General features: G+C 64.7%; 18 protein-coding genes. 12 read left to right on the top strand and 6 right to left on the bottom strand.

What is annotated here, in order from left to right:
- Positions 1 to 50: 50 nt before the first annotated feature.
- Genes pdxH through ELY13_RS07870 form a run of 3 tightly spaced genes read left to right on the top strand, consistent with a single transcriptional unit; the run spans position 51 to position 2,421 of the window.
- The gene (pdxH, locus tag ELY13_RS07860) at positions 51 to 653 is read left to right on the top strand and encodes a pyridoxamine 5'-phosphate oxidase (protein WP_126173345.1); all 603 of its coding nucleotides are present in this window, start codon (positions 51 to 53) and stop codon (positions 651 to 653) included.
- Positions 650 to 1,627, top strand: a complete 978-nt coding sequence (locus ELY13_RS07865; RefSeq protein WP_126173346.1) for a cation diffusion facilitator family transporter — start codon at positions 650 to 652, stop codon at positions 1,625 to 1,627. The genes pdxH and ELY13_RS07865 overlap by 4 nt, the downstream gene beginning before the upstream one ends.
- Positions 1,624 to 2,421 (top strand): PhzF family phenazine biosynthesis protein, encoded by a 798-nt coding sequence (locus ELY13_RS07870; protein ID WP_126173347.1) that lies wholly within the window; start codon positions 1,624 to 1,626, stop codon positions 2,419 to 2,421. The genes ELY13_RS07865 and ELY13_RS07870 overlap by 4 nt, the downstream gene beginning before the upstream one ends.
- A gap of 72 nt (positions 2,422 to 2,493) precedes the next feature.
- Here ELY13_RS07870 and ELY13_RS07875 read toward each other — a convergent pair whose 3' ends face one another.
- Positions 2,494 to 3,627 carry a serine hydrolase domain-containing protein gene (locus ELY13_RS07875; RefSeq protein WP_126173348.1) on the bottom strand — a complete coding sequence of 378 codons (1,134 nt, stop codon included), beginning with the start codon at positions 3,625 to 3,627 and terminating at the stop codon, positions 2,494 to 2,496.
- Positions 3,628 to 3,657: 30 nt separating this feature from the next.
- On the opposite strand from ELY13_RS07875, the gene ELY13_RS07880 reads away from it, so the two are divergent.
- On the top strand, positions 3,658 to 4,017 hold the full coding sequence (locus tag ELY13_RS07880) for a hypothetical protein (RefSeq protein ID WP_206436007.1): 360 nt from the start codon (positions 3,658 to 3,660) through the stop codon (positions 4,015 to 4,017).
- Here ELY13_RS07880 and mnmA read toward each other — a convergent pair.
- The 3 genes from mnmA to ELY13_RS07895 form a co-directional block, all read right to left on the bottom strand.
- Positions 4,014 to 5,165 (bottom strand): tRNA 2-thiouridine(34) synthase MnmA, encoded by a 1,152-nt coding sequence (gene mnmA, locus ELY13_RS07885; RefSeq protein WP_126173349.1) that lies wholly within the window; start codon positions 5,163 to 5,165, stop codon positions 4,014 to 4,016. The two genes, ELY13_RS07880 and mnmA, sit on opposite strands and share 4 nt — an antisense overlap.
- Positions 5,166 to 5,251: 86 nt before the next feature.
- On the bottom strand, positions 5,252 to 5,527 hold the full coding sequence (locus ELY13_RS07890; RefSeq protein ID WP_126173350.1) for a DUF2171 domain-containing protein: 276 nt from the start codon (positions 5,525 to 5,527) through the stop codon (positions 5,252 to 5,254).
- A 218-nt stretch (positions 5,528 to 5,745) separates the two neighbouring features.
- Positions 5,746 to 6,603 (bottom strand): hypothetical protein, encoded by an 858-nt coding sequence (locus tag ELY13_RS07895; protein WP_126173351.1) that lies wholly within the window; start codon positions 6,601 to 6,603, stop codon positions 5,746 to 5,748.
- 235 nt (positions 6,604 to 6,838) lie between these two features.
- Here ELY13_RS07895 and ELY13_RS07900 point away from each other — a divergent pair, with 235 nt between their 5' ends.
- Both ELY13_RS07900 and ELY13_RS07905 read left to right on the top strand, forming a co-directional pair.
- Positions 6,839 to 7,903: a ribonucleotide-diphosphate reductase subunit beta gene (locus tag ELY13_RS07900; protein WP_126173352.1), complete on the top strand. Its 1,065-nt coding sequence runs from the start codon at positions 6,839 to 6,841 to the stop codon at positions 7,901 to 7,903.
- Positions 7,904 to 8,196: 293 nt separating this feature from the next.
- Positions 8,197 to 8,997, top strand: a complete 801-nt coding sequence (locus tag ELY13_RS07905) for a hypothetical protein (protein WP_164549742.1) — start codon at positions 8,197 to 8,199, stop codon at positions 8,995 to 8,997.
- Positions 8,998 to 9,091: 94 nt separating this feature from the next.
- Here ELY13_RS07905 and ELY13_RS07910 read toward each other — a convergent pair whose 3' ends face one another.
- Positions 9,092 to 9,472, bottom strand: a complete 381-nt coding sequence (locus tag ELY13_RS07910; protein WP_126173354.1) for an endonuclease domain-containing protein — start codon at positions 9,470 to 9,472, stop codon at positions 9,092 to 9,094.
- A 379-nt stretch (positions 9,473 to 9,851) separates the two neighbouring features.
- Here ELY13_RS07910 and ELY13_RS07915 point away from each other — a divergent pair, with 379 nt between their 5' ends.
- Complete coding sequence (locus tag ELY13_RS07915) at positions 9,852 to 10,121, top strand: hypothetical protein (RefSeq protein ID WP_126173355.1); 270 nt, start codon at positions 9,852 to 9,854, stop codon at positions 10,119 to 10,121.
- A gap of 22 nt (positions 10,122 to 10,143) precedes the next feature.
- Entirely contained in the window at positions 10,144 to 10,530 is a 387-nt protein-coding gene (locus tag ELY13_RS07920) for a zf-TFIIB domain-containing protein (protein ID WP_126173356.1), read from the top strand.
- Positions 10,531 to 10,587: 57 nt separating this feature from the next.
- On the opposite strand, the gene ELY13_RS07925 is transcribed toward ELY13_RS07920, so the two are convergent.
- Complete coding sequence (locus ELY13_RS07925; protein WP_126173357.1) at positions 10,588 to 12,054, bottom strand: lignostilbene-alpha,beta-dioxygenase; 1,467 nt, start codon at positions 12,052 to 12,054, stop codon at positions 10,588 to 10,590.
- Between the two features lie 93 nt (positions 12,055 to 12,147).
- Here ELY13_RS07925 and ELY13_RS07930 point away from each other — a divergent pair, with 93 nt between their 5' ends.
- From ELY13_RS07930 to ELY13_RS07945, 4 genes are all read left to right on the top strand, one after another.
- Positions 12,148 to 12,585 carry a Saro_0803 family transcriptional regulator gene (locus tag ELY13_RS07930; protein WP_241233597.1) on the top strand — a complete coding sequence of 146 codons (438 nt, stop codon included), beginning with the start codon at positions 12,148 to 12,150 and terminating at the stop codon, positions 12,583 to 12,585.
- A 30-nt stretch (positions 12,586 to 12,615) separates the two neighbouring features.
- Complete coding sequence (locus ELY13_RS07935; protein ID WP_206436008.1) at positions 12,616 to 14,016, top strand: MFS transporter; 1,401 nt, start codon at positions 12,616 to 12,618, stop codon at positions 14,014 to 14,016.
- A 98-nt stretch (positions 14,017 to 14,114) separates the two neighbouring features.
- Complete coding sequence (locus ELY13_RS07940; RefSeq protein WP_126173359.1) at positions 14,115 to 15,227, top strand: S-(hydroxymethyl)glutathione dehydrogenase/class III alcohol dehydrogenase; 1,113 nt, start codon at positions 14,115 to 14,117, stop codon at positions 15,225 to 15,227.
- On the top strand, positions 15,227 to 15,583 hold the full coding sequence (locus tag ELY13_RS07945) for a cupin domain-containing protein (RefSeq protein WP_126173360.1): 357 nt from the start codon (positions 15,227 to 15,229) through the stop codon (positions 15,581 to 15,583). The genes ELY13_RS07940 and ELY13_RS07945 overlap by 1 nt, the downstream gene beginning before the upstream one ends.

Here is a 15,583-nt window from a genome sequence, read left to right on the forward strand (position 1 = left end):
GTAGAGCAGGGGCCGGTTGGAAATATGCACCGTGATGTGAGGATAACGCGATGAATGCGGACCAGGATGCGATTTCCGGCCACGATCCCTTCGCCCTGTTCGACGAATGGTTTGCCGACGCCCTGCAGGCAGAGCCGAACGATCCCAACGCCATGGCGCTGGCCACCGCCACCCCTGACGCAGCGCCTTCGGTGCGGATGGTGCTGCTGAAAGGCCACGGGCCGGACGGGTTCGTGTTCTACACCAACGCGCAAAGCCGCAAAGGCACGGAAATCCTCGCCAATCCGCAGGCCGCGCTGCTGTTCCACTGGAAGTCGCTGCGCCGCCAGATACGCATCGAAGGCCCGTTGAGCGAAGTAAGCAGCGATGAAGCGGACGCTTACTTCCACAGCCGCCCGCGCGTGTCCCAGCTTGGCTCCGCTGCGTCCGACCAGTCGCGCCCGCTGGCATCGCGCGAAACCTACTTGTCCCGCGTGGACGCGCTGGATGAGCGGTTTCCTACCGGCAACATCCCGCGCCCGGCCCACTGGACCGGCTTCCGCCTTGCGCCCACTGCCATCGAGTTCTGGATCGACCGCCCGAACCGCCTGCACGAACGCCGCCGTTTCGTCCGCACCGGTGACGGCTGGAGCAGCACCCTGCTTTATCCATGAGCCAGCCTGACGCCCCAGCCGCTGCTCCACCGGGGCCTGACGCCAAGGCGCGCGCCCGGCTCACCCGCAGCGCCGCCTTCGCCTCCATCGCGGTGGCGCTGCTGCTGGCAGGCCTGAAGACATGGGCGGTGTGGCGCACCTCATCCACCGCGATGCTCGGCAGCCTGGCGGATACCGCGCTCGATCTCGTCGCCAGCGTTGCGACGCTGGTCGGAGTGTGGATCGCAGCTCGCCCGGCGGATGAGGAACACCGCTTCGGCCACGGGAAGGCAGAGGCACTGGCCGCGATCTTCCAGGTCCTGCTGATCGCGGTCTCGGCCTTCGGCATCGCGGCGCGCGCGGCCGGGCAACTGGCCCGGGGACAGGAAACCGCGGCCGCCACGGACGGGATCGTCGTTTCCGCCCTCGCGATTGTGGCCACCTTCGCCCTGATCGGGTGGCAGCGCCACGTGATCCGGCAGACCGGCTCGGTCGCGATTGCGACCGACAACGTGCATTACCAGTCGGACTTGCTGCTCAATCTCGCAGTGATCGCGGCGCTGGCGCTGGACCAGTATCTCGGCTTCGGCATGGCCGATCCGCTGTTCGGCCTCGCTATCGCGGGGTGGCTGCTGTTTGGCGCATGGCGCGCGTCGAGCGAGGCGGTGAACCATTTGATGGACCGGGAATGGCCGGAGGAAGAGCGCCGCCGGTTCGTTGAGCTGGCTTCTCGCCATCCCGAATTGTCCAACCTGCACGATCTGCGCACCCGCACCAGCGGGGACCGTGACTTCGTCCAGTTCCACGTGGACCTGCCCGCAGCGATGACCGTCGCCGAAGCGCACGACATCATAGAGCGAGTGGAAGCCGACTTGCTGCGGCATTTCCCCCGGATGGAGCTGCTGATCCACATCGACCCGGAAGGCCACATCGACATGCCGGACAACCCGCTGGTCGAAAACGATGAATTCGCCCGATTGGAGCCAAGACGATGACCACGCCCGTTCCCTACATCCACGTCGATGCCTTTGCCGAACAGGTCTTCGGCGGAAATCAGGCGGCGGTCATGCTGCTGGATGACTGGCTGCCCGACGCCGTCCTCACGCGCATCGGGGAGGAGAACATGTTCGCCGAAACCGCCTTTCTGGTGCGGGATACGAGCGGGACGGCGGATTATGAGCTGCGCTGGTTCACTCCGGTCTGCGAAGTGCGCTTGTGCGGCCACGCGACGCTCGCCAGCGGCCATGCCGTGCTCGCGCGGGAGGGGGGCGACCGCGTCACTTTCCGCACCCGCCATTCCGGCGTGCTCGAAGTGCGGCGCAGCGAAGCGGGGTACGAACTGGCGCTTCCGGCGATATCGACCGAACGGGGCGAATGGCCCGAAGCGGTGGCCTTGCTGGGCGCAGAGCCGCGCGCAGTCTGGCGCAACCCGGACGGGTACGACATCTTCCTCTACGCGTCCGAAGACGAGGTGCGCACGCTCACGCCCGATCTGCGCGGGCTTGCCGCCCTGCGCGGGCACCAGTTCATCTGCACCGCGCCGGGGCAGGACACGGACATCGTCTCCCGCGTGTTCGTGCCGGGTGAAGGCGTGGACGAAGACAGCGTCACCGGATCGGCCCACGCGGCGCTGACCCCGTTCTGGGCGCCGCGGCTCGGGCGCGATGTGCTCACCGCCTTTCAGGCTTCGGCCCGCGGCGGCCGTCTTGCCTGCCGGCTGGAAGCGGATCGGGTCTGGCTCGGCGGATCCTGCGTGACGGTGGTGGAAGGCACGTTCTACCTTCCGTAAGGCGGATGGTCCCACCCTTTCCTTGCCGCGATTTCCGAGTCAGCAGGTGATCCCGCCCGCTTCGAGATCGCTCTACCGCCGATAGACCTCGACCACGTCGGCCAGCGCTTCGACCAGTGCGGGGCGGTCGGCCTGGTCGGTCTTGCCGAGCCGCACCACCGTCAGGTTCCGCTTCGGGGAAACGACGATGTATTGCCCAAGGTGGCCGACCGCGGCGAACACGTCTTCCGGCATGTCATCGGGGGCCAGGATCTGCCGGTCTGTTTCCGAATCGCGGTTGAGCCACAGCATCGCCCCGTAGTCGGGCGCGCGCGGGCTGGGGCGCTTCATCAGGTCGATCCATCCACGCGGGACGATCTGCGCCCCCTTGACCGATCCGCCGTGGCGCAGAAACTCACCGAACGTGCCCCAGTCGCGCGCGGTGGCCCAGATCATCGCCCCGCCGATCATCGTCCCGGCGCGGTCGTATTCCGGGGTGAGCGAGGTCATTCCCAGCGGCACCACGAGGCGCGAATCGATGAAGTCCTGCACTGCCTTGCGGCGCTCTTCCGGCGATCCCTCGGGCGCGAGCACCCGGGCGGCGATATCGGCCAGGATTACCGCGCTGGGGGTGGAATAGGCGAACACCCGCCCCGGCTCATGCTCCAGCGGCTGCGATTCGGCCCAGTCGGCCATGTTGTCCCGCCCATCGAGGAACATCATCCGCACCTCGTCGGAGGTATAGACCGGCTCCGCCTTCTCCTCGTGCCGCAAGCCCGATCGCATTTGCAGCAACTGGCGCAAGGTGATTTCCCCGCGCGGGTCGCCCGGGCGCTGCCAGCGATCGATCGGTGGCGAACGATCGAGGTCCAGCCGCCCTTCGGACACCAGCAGCCCAGTCAGCACGGCGGTGACGGTCTTCGACATCGACCAGCCAAGGAACTTCGTCTCCGGCCCGTATCCTTCGGCGTAGCGTTCGGCGGCGATCCGGCCGTTGTGCAGCACGATCACCGCCCGGGTTTCCCCGATGCCTTCGCGGGTAAACACGTCGTCCACCGCGCGGGCCAGCTTTTCGCGGTCCACGTCGGGGTCTTCCGCTACCGCCGCCATTGCCTCGGGCGGCAAAGGGTCGGGTTCGTTGCCGCCTGAACAGGCAGCCAGAAGCACAGGCAGCAGCAGGGCTGGCAGAGCCGCAAGACAGAAGCTAGGGAGAAGGCGCCGCGTCATCCCGGCGCCCTTTCCTTCAGGCACGCATCCATGGCAACCGCAAACAGACGAACCGCGAAGGCTTCCGGCGCGCGCCGGTCCGGCTGGCTGACCCTGCTGGCGCTTGCGCTGGCGGTCATGGCCGCAATCGGCTGGTATTATCGGGAGCCGATTCGCGGCTACACCCTGACCGGCGCATCCTTCGGCGCCCGCACTGCCTGCGCCTGCCGCTTCATTGCCGGGCGGGAACTCAGCGATTGCCAAAAGGACTTCGAGCCCGGGATGGAAATCGTGTTCCTGAGTGAAGACGCGGAAACTCAAAGCGTCACCGCCCGCGTGCCCCTGCTCTCCAGCCAGACCGCAACCTTCCGCGAAGGCTACGGCTGCGTGCTGGAAAGGTGGGAGGACTAGGCGGCCTCGGTCCCGTCGATCCACCCGCCGCCGACCACCCGGTCCCCGGCATAAAGCACCGCCGCTTGTCCCGGCGCGACGCCGTATTCGGGATTGGCGAAGCGGATCGTGGCCGAAGCGCCTTCGCCGAACGAACCGTCCAGCGAAACCGGCACCGGCTTCGCCAGGGACCGAACCTTGGCGGTTAACGGTCCATCCGGAAGCGGGCCTATCCGGTTGGTTTCGACGATCCGAGCCGCGCTGACCGCCAGTAGGCGGCGGGGGCCGACGCGGACCTGAGCGCTTTCAGCATCGAGCCCGGTTACATAAAGCGGTTCCGGCTGGCCGCCGATCTCCAGCCCGCGCCGCTGGCCGACCGTATAGTGGATGATTCCTTCGTGCCGCCCCAACTCCTCGCCGGTTTCGGCATGGACGATGCTGCCGGCCCGCGCGCCTTCGGGGCGGACCTTGCGCACGATCTTCGCGTAATCGCCATCGGGGACGAAGCAGATGTCCTGGCTATCGGGCTTCATCGCCACCGCCAGCCCAAACTGGTCGGCAATCCGCCGCACGTCCTGCTTGGGCAGCCCGCCCAGCGGAAAGCGCAGGAAATCGAGCTGCTTCTCGGTTGTCCCGTACAGGAAATAGGACTGGTCCCGCGCAGGATCGATCGCGCGGTGAAGCTCGGAGCCGGCTGGCCCCATTACGCGGCGGACATAATGCCCGGTCGCGAGGCAATCGGCCCCGAGGTCGCGCGCCATGCGCAGAAGGTCGGTAAACTTGGGCCCCATGTTGCAGCGAATGCAGGGGATCGGCGTGCGGCCGGAGAGGTATTCGTCGGCGAACTTTTCGACCACGTCTTCGCGAAACGCGCTCTCATGGTCGAACACGTAGTGGGCCACGCCCAGCCGGTCGGCGACCGCGCGGGCGTCGCGGATGTCATCGCCCGCGCAGCAGGCGCCCTTGCGCCCGGTGGCAGCGCCGTAATCGTACAGCTGCAAGGTGATGCCGATCGTCTCCGCCCCGCTCGCGGCAGCAAGCGCGGCGACGACCGAGGAATCGACCCCGCCGGACATCGCGACCACGATCCGGCACTCCTTCGCGGGGCGCGGCAGGTCGAACAGGCTCGCGGGTTCGATCGGCAAATCAAGGGGCATCAGCGCATTCATCGCACCGGCCCATACACGCCCGCGGCCCGACTCGCAAAGCAAGGCGGTCCGGGCCGCGCCCGGACCTTACCTGCAAGGGGGAAGGCTTACTTCTGTTCTTCTTCGAACAGCTGCGCGTTCGCACCGGTTGCGCTCAGGCGGACCTTGTCGCCTTCGACATCGGCGATGAGCCCGACCGAGATGTAATGGTGGTGCCCGGAATGCTCGCCTTCGCCGCCCTTGATCTGCGCGGCGGAATCCTTCTTCGTCAGCTTGATCCGGTCACCCTCGAGGTGATCCACGGTGCCGACGTGCACGCCGTCCGCGCCGATCACTTCCATGTGTTCCTTGATCTGGCTCTTGAGTTCGCTGGTGTTGGCCATGTGGCGTCTCCTTAACATTTGAGGTTCGCCTGACCAACGCACGGGCAAGCGAATCGATGCAGCCGGTGACCTTGCATTTCGCCCCGCTGGTCGAACCGCACGCCGCATGCCCCACCCCCGCCGACGCACGAGAAGGCGCCCCGTCGAACATCGGGGGGGCGCCTTTCCTGCGCGGCTCCAGAGCCGCTTGCATTGCGTGTGGGAGAGGAGGAGCGGCCTTAGCGCTCGCTTTCCTTCGCCACTTCGCCGCGTCCGCCGTATCCGCGCTGGGTCACGTCAGGGGCTTCGCGCATTTCCTCGCCGCCATCGGCACCGTAGCCGAGGCCCTTGTCCTGCTTGCCGGAGTCCTGCTTCCCGGCCCCCTTCTGCCCCGTTCCGCTTGCCGCAGGCGCATCGTCGGTCATCTGCCGGGGCGGATTGCCGTACCCGGCCTGCTCACCCATCTGGGCCTGCGCCCGGCGCACCGCGTCGTTCCCGCTCAGCGTCGGATCGTCCGGGCCGCCGGTGGTCGCTTCAGACCCGGGGCGCGGGCTAGCCTGCTGTTCCTGCTGCTGCGCCGTCTTGTAGTTGGTGCTGTTGACGCCGCCTTGCACCGTCTGGCCCACCCCGTCGCGGGACTGGGTGAATTCCGGGGATGCCCGCCCGGCGCGGTAGCCGTCCTGGCGCTGCTCGTTCATCGCTTCGGCACGTCCGCCCGGTGAGCCGACGGGGGCGCGGCGCATGGGGGTCTGATGGTCCGCATGCGTGGTCGCCTGCGGGCTGTGCTGTACGAAATCGTCCTGCGGCGGATCGGTGAAGGGCGCGCGGCCCTGCTCGGCCGCGGCGCGCTCCAGAGCCTGCCCGCGCACTTCATCCTGCGGCTCCGCACCTGATTCGGGGGTGCCAACAGGAACCGGGACGGGCACCGGAACGATGCGTTCGGTGACGACTTCCTCGCGGATCACCTTGGTCGGGGGCTGCTTGCGCGCTTCGTCCTGCGTCTTCTCGCGGTCATGCCAGCCGTGCTTCGGCGCGTTGCCGACCGAGTTCGTGCTGCGGTCCATGTTGCGGCGGTCATCGGGTTCATATTCACCCATCGGAGTACTCCTTTTTCGGTATTTCCTTTACCGATCAACCAGTAGCGCCGGTCCCCCGTTCCACGGCCCGGCCCGCCGAACGCCCATGCGCCCCCGCCTTGCGGCAGGGCGAGTTCCCGGAAGGGCGGGGAGGGGCTGCGAGAAAAGTTTTCCCCACCCAAGGGCCTTTCCCGATTCCACATCCGGGCCCTCAGCGCCTATATCAACCGGCTGCTATTCCCCACGGAGACACAAGATGTCGTTGCTCGAAGCCCGCAAGACCTACAAACCCTTCGAATACCCGTGGGCGTACGAGTTCTGGAAGCGCCAGCAGCAAGTGCACTGGATGCCCGAGGAAGTGCCGCTGGGCGAAGACTGCCGCGACTGGGCGCAGAAGCTGTCCGATCACGAACGGAACCTGCTGACGCAGATCTTCCGCTTCTTCACCCAGGCCGACGTGGAAGTGCAGGATTGCTACCACGAAAAGTACGGCCGGGTGTTCAAGCCGACCGAGGTCAAGATGATGCTGGCCGCGTTCAGCAACATGGAAACCATCCACATCGCGGCCTATTCCCACTTGCTGGACACCATCGGCATGCCGGAAAGCGAATACGGCATGTTCCTCGAATATGAGGAGATGAAGGCCAAGCACGATTACCTGCAGCAGTTCGGCGTGGACAGCGACGAGGATATCGCACGCACGCTGGCGATGTTCGGCGGCTTTACCGAAGGCCTGCAGCTGTTCGCCAGCTTCGCCATGCTGATGAACTTCCCGCGCTTCAACAAGATGAAGGGCATGGGCCAGATCGTCAGCTGGTCGGTCCGCGATGAAAGCCTGCACTGCGAAGGCATCACCCAGCTGTTCCACGCCTTCTGCGCGGAACGGCAGTGCCTGACCAAGGCGGTGAAGGAAGACATCATCGACTGCTGCCAAAAGACCGTGCGGCTGGAAGATGCCTTCATCGATCTGGCGTTCGAACAAGGCCCGGTGCCGGGGATGACGGCCAAGGAGATCAAGAAGTACATCCGCTACATCGCGGACTGGCGGCTGGGCCAGCTGGGCCTGCCGGCGATCTACATGGTGGAGGATCACCCGCTGCCGTGGCTCGCCCCGCTGCTGAACGGCGTGGAGCACGCCAACTTCTTCGAAACCCGCGCCACCGAATATTCCAAGGCGGCCACCCGCGGCAACTGGAACGACGTGTGGTCCAACTTCGACCAGCGCCGCAACGCCCGCAATTCCGACGCCGCCAACGAGGTGGAGGAAGCCGGCGAACCCGACATGTTCGGCGCGATCAGCGGCATCCAGGCCGCCGAGTAACGGTCACCGTCGAGTCCGGGGCGATCCGCGAGATCGACTACGCCCCGGACTCGATGACCCTGTTCTTTTTAGGTCACGGACGAAGGCCAGTGCGGCTGCTTAGCCGTACCACATTCATCATGAAGCCTTTTTGCACTCTGAGGCCAAGGGGCAGTTCCTCCAAAAGCGACTGTGCAAAACCTTTGAGGTCTGGAAGCTGGAGGTTTGAAGATAGAAGCGAAGGGTGCCTGATCAACAGGCGCTGTGGCGATAAGGCCACTCGTGAATGCGCTCATCAATGGCGGGAGATGGCTATGCAGGAATCATCTCGAGTAGGAGATCCGGACGAACCCGAGCGGTCATTCGCAGACGCAAGAGCTAAGGTCAGTTGGGCAAAGTTTAATCTCATTTACCTAGAGAAAAAATTTGCCGATCTTACTAAGGAGTTTCAGAAAAGCGGCGGCGCAAGCTACAACAGTAAAGCGGGACAATTCGCAATTGGAAACGCTCCTGTCGATCCTTTCTATTCCTGCCTTGCTGGCGATATCGTGTTTAGCTTGCGATCTGCCCTAGACTGTTGCTGGATGGGGCTCAGGCGTGCGATCGATAGTGAAGCCGGTAAGGGTACGCTCCCCCGGGGGAATCCCGAAAGCGTAGAAGCCGTCATCCAAAAGGCTTCGCTCAGAACAAAGTTTCCAGCGGCTGCGGAGTTCATTTTAAGTGAACTCAAGCCTTTCAAAAACGGAAACGAGACGCTTTGGTTTATCGCCCAAGTGGATAATTGGAACAAGCATAACATGTTGATGCTTGTTATTCAGCATTCCCATTTCGAGGACGCCCGATTCAACGGCCAAGGCATCGAAATCAAGCTTACGAACAGCGGAATAGTGAATTTTCCCGACGATAACGGGATCATCGGCAGTCCGGCCTTTGGCCCCATTTATCTTGACCAGACATCTAGCGTGTCGTGTGAGTTGATTTTGTGCTTACAAAAGCCCGCAGATAAACGCCCCCTAATACCGTTTCTAAAGGCTGCGCTCCAAGAAACCGAACGAGGTGTCGGCCGTTTCGCTGACTTCTTCGGGAGTGGCGCGAGCCCGCGCCAAGCTGAGTGAAGCCTTAGCTTGCATCTACTCAGCACTCCACTAACGCGACATCTCGTCCACACCGCCGCGACTAGCGCCTGCTGCGCAACCCGCTTGCGCGCGGCTAGGGGCGGGCCAGCGGCCGCAGGCTGCCTTCCTCTATGTCCCGCAAAACCTCGCGGATCGCGCACGCGACGCTTTCCGGATCGCGGAGCACCGCCTCGTTGGCAAAGCGCACGGTGCGACACCCCTTCTCGGCAAACCACCGGTCCCGGACCGCATCGCGCCCCGGCTGCGCATCGCGGGAAAAGCCGTCCAGTTCCACCACCAGCCGGGCGGACCGGCACAGGAAGTCCGCGTAATACGGCCCGACCGGGATTTGGCGGCTGAACTTCGCCCCAAGCTGGGACCGGGCGAGATAGCGCCATAGCAAGCGTTCCGCCGGGGTGGCGGCGTGGCGCAGATCCCGGGCGCGCTCGGTGTTACGGGGTTTCCAGTCGGGCATGGCGTCCGGTCTGCCCACCCCCGGCCCCTCCCGCAAGCGGGAGGGGGGAAGAAGGGCGCAAGGCATGAACGTCTTCCCTACATCCGGCGCACTCTGCCAGCGGGAAGGGATGGGCGCGTTACCTCATTCTCCCCGGATCACCGCAGCGCCCGCGCGCCGTCTCGCCTGCGCAGGATTATTGCGCAGGGGCGAAAGAGCATTTTATTTTCTCATACGCGCCGATTTGTCATTTCTGACCGCTCAAGCCTTTGAAACAAAACAGAAAAACCCGGCAGACACCGGGCATGACACGTGTCAGGTGTGTCACCCTCAGGCCCGACTGGAACACCAGCCGGTCCGCCCCGTTGGTTCTGCAACCCGGAAGAAAAGGAGCCTAGCGATGGCCGACCCCGTTTCCCGTCCCAATACCAAGTGGATCTGGCTTGCCCTGATCGCCCTGCTGGCGGTCGTGCTGGTGATGTACCTCTTCGTCATGGCGGATGCCGACGACGCGAGCGAGGCGATCGCCGCCCAGGACACCGCAACCGAACAGACCGGCATCGTCCCGTTCGAAGACGGCACCGTCGCCCCGGTCGTGGAAACCGACAACATCCCGGCCGACAGCGCCGCCGCCGAGCCGGGCAACGCGTCGGAGCCGATCACGCAGTAACGCCGCACAGGAGAGGAATGCCATGCGCACGCACGATGAAGTCGCCGGAATGCAGTGCCCCGTCTGCCGGGTGCCGCTCGCCATGAGCGACCGCCAGGGAATCGAGATCGACTACTGCCCGCAGTGCCGCGGCGTGTGGCTCGATCGCGGTGAACTGGACAAGATCATCGAACGCAGCGCCCCGCAGGTCCAGAACACCGGCGCTCCCCAAGGTGCTCCGGCCCAGAACGCCCCGGCCCAGAACGCGCCCGCACCGCAGCCCTCGGCCCCGCTCCATGCGGGCGGCGGGGAAAGCCCGTGGGCGGCCAGCGCCTATACCCACGGCGGCGTCGGCCATGGCTACGGTCATTCGGGCCACGGAAAACCGCACAAGAAGCGGAAAAGCTGGCTTGAGGAAATCTTCGACTGATCGAAAGCGCGCGCCTGACGGCTCAGCCGTACAGGCGCGCTGCTTCCTCAAGGCCGGTCAGGCCAGCCCGATCTCGTCGCTCGGCGCAAAGTTGCCGTGCAGGCCGAAACGCAGCTGGATCGGCACGCGGATCGTCGCGATCGGGCCCTTCTCGATCTCCAGCGCATCGAACAGCAGCAGATCGGACCGGTGCTCTTCCAGCCGGTTGCAGACCTGTACGATCCAGCCGTCCCCTTCGGGCGCATCCTTGCTGCGCGGAATGAAGCACGGCTCCTGCAGGGAACTGGTCGGCCCGCACCACCAATGCTGGTCGGCCCCCGTCTCAAGGTCCTTCAGGAACAGGCAGTTCATCAGCAGCCCGCCCGCGCTGCCGCCCTTCAGCTCCACCGGGCGGCGCATGTCCATCTCCAGCATCCAGCCATAGCGCGTCTTCTTGCCGGTGAACCGGTCGTCTATCCGGGGAAACTCGCCCGCCGTCTCGGTAAGCTGGGTGATCGCGTCGAAGTCTTCCCCGTTGCTGGCCATGTCGACCGTCCAGTCGGTCAGCTTGCTCATCGCCTCCATCCCGTTGAACGGCGCGCCGTGAACGTCCGGGAAGAAGGGAAACATGTTGTTCTTCGCCTCAGGGGTCAGGAAATGGATCTTGGTCCCTTCCTGCCAGGCGTTGAGCACGTGGGAGGCAAAGCAGTTGCCCCGCTTGAACCAGCGGATATCCTTGTCCGTCACGTCGTCGCGCCGGGGAATGATGCCGAGATACACTTCCTTGGTCGTGTCGAACCCGAAGTGCGGCAGGCCCTGCTCCAGCCGGTCCCAGCTGCCGATGGACGGGACGATGTGCAGCACCAGGTAATCGGGCGTGACCCCGAAATCGTGCATCATGCAGTAGTAGGGAACCTTGAACCACTTCTCGCGGATCAGCTCCCCTTCCGGGCTGACTTCGTAATAGGTCACGTCATCGGAACACAGGCCCGACGCGGCGTAGCCGATGGCGATCATGTTGCCGGTGTCGGGATCGATCTTGGGGTGGGCGGTGAAAGTCTGGCCGGTCATCTTGCCGCCGAACTTCTCGTACCCCTTGGTCTCCATCGTCGCCGGGTCCATCACCAGCGCGGGAGAGTCCTCCTTCAGCGCCCACAGCTTGCCGCCGAAGACGAAGGCGTTGGTGTTGGCGGTGCCGCGGATCTCACCCTTGACGCTTTCGTCGTCGGTCAGGGGATTGCGATAGGAGCCGAACAGCGCCTTGCCGGCTTCGTTCTCCAGCTTCCACTTGTCGGTCTGCGCCCAGCGCTGGCGGAAATCGCACCGGCCATCGTGAAAATGGAACCGGCTGACCATCCCATCGCCATTGAAGGAGATATCGTCGCTGAGGCGCGGCGGGAACTGGGGATCGGGCTGCACGCGGAAGAAGGCGCCGTCCAGTTCCTGCGGGATTTCCCCTTCGTGAGCGAGGTCGCGAATGTCCGCCTCGATCCGGCTGGGGGTGTTGAATCCGGTGAAGTTCGGTGTGTCGGGAAATTTTGCCATGCTTGTCCTCTCCTTGCCACGGATTGTATGCTTCACTAACGAATAGGCAAGCTACGAGGACGGCCTGATAGACGCTGCCGGGGACTTCAGACTTTGACCGAGAACAAGGATGACGGGGAAGATCGGCTGGGCGATATCCTCGGCTTCCACATCCGGCTGGCGCACGGCGCGGTCTACCGTCACTTCACGGAGACGTTCTCGGACATCGACCTGACGCAGAAGCAGGTTTCCGTCCTGTGGCTGGTCAGCGAGCATCCCGGACTGGCGCAAGTCGAACTTGGTCGCAGGTTGCAGATGGACCGCGCGACGACGATGACGATCGTCAACCGGCTGGAGGCCCGCGGTCTTCTTCGCCGCCAAGCTTCCCAAAGCGACCGGCGCAAGCAGGCGGTGTTCCTGACGAGCGGCGGCGTAGCCGCGCTGGACGAGGCCAAGAGCTGCATCGTCGCCCACGAAGCCTGGCTCAAGCGGCGGTTCACTCCGGACGAAGTCAAAATACTGGTGGAAATGCTGGCGCGAATCCACGATTGAGGGGCATCGAACGGGAGAGAGGGTAACAACATGGCCGGAGCATCGGGCGGGTCCAATCCCGTCGCCGTAATCAATGACACCCCAATGGGCGTTCGCCAGAAGGTGGTCGTCTTCCTGATGGTCCTGCTGAATGCGCTCGATGGATTCGACGTGCTGTCCAGCGCATTTGCCGCCCCCGGCATCTCGGCTGAGTGGGGTATCCCGCGCTCCGAACTCGGCATCGTCCTGTCGGCCGAACTCGTGGGCATGGGCTTCGGCTCTGTGCTGCTGGGCAGCCTGGCGGACAAGATCGGGCGCAAACCGGCCATGCTGATTTGCCTGGCGGTGATGGCTGCGGGCATGTGGTTCGCCCATCTGGCCGGCTCGGTCATGACGATCACGATCTGGCGCTTTATCACGGGCCTCGGCATCGGCGGCATGCTGGCCGCGACCAACGCCGTGGTCGCGGAAACGAGCAATCGTTCGGGGCGGAGCATTTCCATGGCGCTTTACGTCATCGGGTATCCGCTGGGCGGCGTGATCGGCGGCTTTGCGGCCCAGGAATGGCTGCTGGTGGAGTATGACTGGCGCGCGGTGTTCCTGTTCGGTGCCGTCGCGACGGCGGTGATGATCCCGCTCGTGTACCTGCTGGTGCCGGAAACCCCCGCTTATTACGTAGCTCGCCGCCCGGAAGGGGCACTGGAAAAGATCAACCGGTCGCTGAGGGCGTTCAAGAAGCCGGAAATCGACGCGCTGCCCGAAATTCCGAACGATGGCCCCAAGCCGAAGGTTACCGACATCCTGTCGAAGCCAGGCCTGCGCAAGGTCACGTGGCTGCTGGCTTTCGGCTACATGTTCCACACGCTGACGTTCTACTACATCCTGAAGTTCGCGCCGACGATCGTGGCCGATGCCGGGTTCAGCCAGCCCGATGCGGCGAGCAGCCTGACGTACGCCAACATCGGCGGAGCCCTGGGCGGCTTCCTGTTCGGGTTCCTGCTCAAGAAATGGGACATCAAGGGGCCGACGATCACGGTGCTGCTGCTGGGCGTGGTCGCGGTGGCGTGGTTCGGCACCGGGCATGACACGCTGTGGACCTGGCGCCTTGCCGCCTTCTTCACGATGTTCTTCCTGAACTCCGCGATTGTTGGGTACTACGCCGCGTTCGCGCGCGGCTTCCCGGCTTATGCCCGGGCGACCGGCACCGGGTTCGTTCTCGGCGTTGGCCGGGCCGGCGCGGCGGGATCGCCGATTATCGCGGGCTTCCTGTTCGGAGCCTTGGGCGACGACGCCTTGCTGACCGTGTCGCTCATCATGAGCCTCGGCTCGATCGCGGGCGCGATCCTGCTGTGGTTCCTGCCGGTCAGCGACGCGGACGAAGCCCCGGCCGAAACCGCGCCGCTGCCCCTGAACGATCCGGAGACGGGAGTGCCGGTAAGAACGGTCGCCTGACAGGAGCGCGGCTGCGCCCCTCCGGGGGTGGCGCCGCGCGCCGTCTTGCGGCATGGCGCACATTATAACCGAAGCGATTCAGCCTTAGGGGAGAGACGATGAAAACCCGTGCAGCCGTAGCCTTCGAAGCCAAGCAGCCGCTCGAGATCATCGAAGTCGATCTTGAAGGGCCGCGGGAAGGCGAAGTGCTGGTCGAGATCATGGCGACCGGCATTTGCCACACCGATGCCTACACGCTGGACGGGCTGGATTCGGAAGGGATCTTCCCCAGCATCCTTGGCCACGAAGGCGCCGGGATCGTGCGCGAGGTCGGCCCCGGCGTGACCTCGGTGAAGCCGGACGATCACGTTATCCCGCTCTACACGCCCGAGTGCCGTCAGTGTAAGTCGTGCCTGTCGGGCAAGACGAACCTGTGCACCGCGATCCGCGCCACGCAAGGCAAGGGGCTGATGCCGGACGGAACCACCCGGTTCTCCTACAAGGGGGCGCCGATCTTCCACTACATGGGCTGCTCCACGTTCTCCAACTTCACGGTGCTGCCGGAAATCGCGGTGGCGAAGATCCGGGAGGACGCGCCGTTCAAGACCAGCTGCTACATCGGCTGCGGCGTGACGACCGGCGTCGGCGCGGTGGTCAACACGGCCAAGGTCCAGGTCGGCGACAACGTGGTCGTCTTCGGGCTCGGCGGGATCGGCCTCAACGTGATCCAGGGCGCGCGGCTGGCCGGCGCGGACAAGATCATCGGCATCGACATCAATTCCGACCGGGAAGAGTGGGGCGGCAAGTTCGGCATGACCCACTTCCTCAACACCAGGGGCATGAACCGGGACCAGATCGTCGCCAAGGTGATCGAGCTGACGGACGGGGGCGCGGACTATTCGTTCGACTGCACCGGCAACACGGAAGTGATGCGCACCGCGCTCGAATGCTGCCACCGCGGCTGGGGCACCTCGATCGTCATCGGGGTCGCCGAAGCGGGCAAGGAAATCGCCACTCGTCCGTTCCAGCTGGTCACGGGCCGCAACTGGCGCGGGACCGCTTTCGGCGGGGCCAAGGGCCGCACGGACGTGCCCAAGATCGTCGACTGGTACATGAACGGGCAGATCGAGATCGACCCGATGATCACCCACGTGCTTTCCCTCGAAGAGATCAACAAGGGCTTCGACCTGATGCACAAGGGCGAAAGCATTCGTTCGGTCGTGGTTTATTGATGGGCGAAAAGGTCAACCTGGCCGATAAGTTCGCGACCTTTTCCGAACAGTGGGCGCCGCGCATCGTGGCGCGCTACAACGGAAACGAGGTGCGCCTGGCGAAGCTTTCGGGCGAGTTCGTCTGGCATTGCCACACCGACACCGATGAGCTGTTCCTGATCCTTGATGGAACGCTCGACATCGAGATGCGCGACCGAACGGTCACGCTCAATCCGGGGGAACTGTTCGTTGTCCCGCGCGGAACCGAGCACCGGCCTTGCGCCCGCCAAGGCGAGGTCAAGGCGCTGTTGATCGATCCGGCCGATATGCCCAATACTGGCGATCCGGCGACTGCCACGATTGCCGTCGAAGCCTGA

Origin of the sequence: Altericroceibacterium xinjiangense (assembly GCF_003958635.1) — a bacterium.
In the GTDB taxonomy this organism is placed as follows: domain Bacteria; phylum Pseudomonadota; class Alphaproteobacteria; order Sphingomonadales; family Sphingomonadaceae; genus Altericroceibacterium_A; species Altericroceibacterium_A xinjiangense.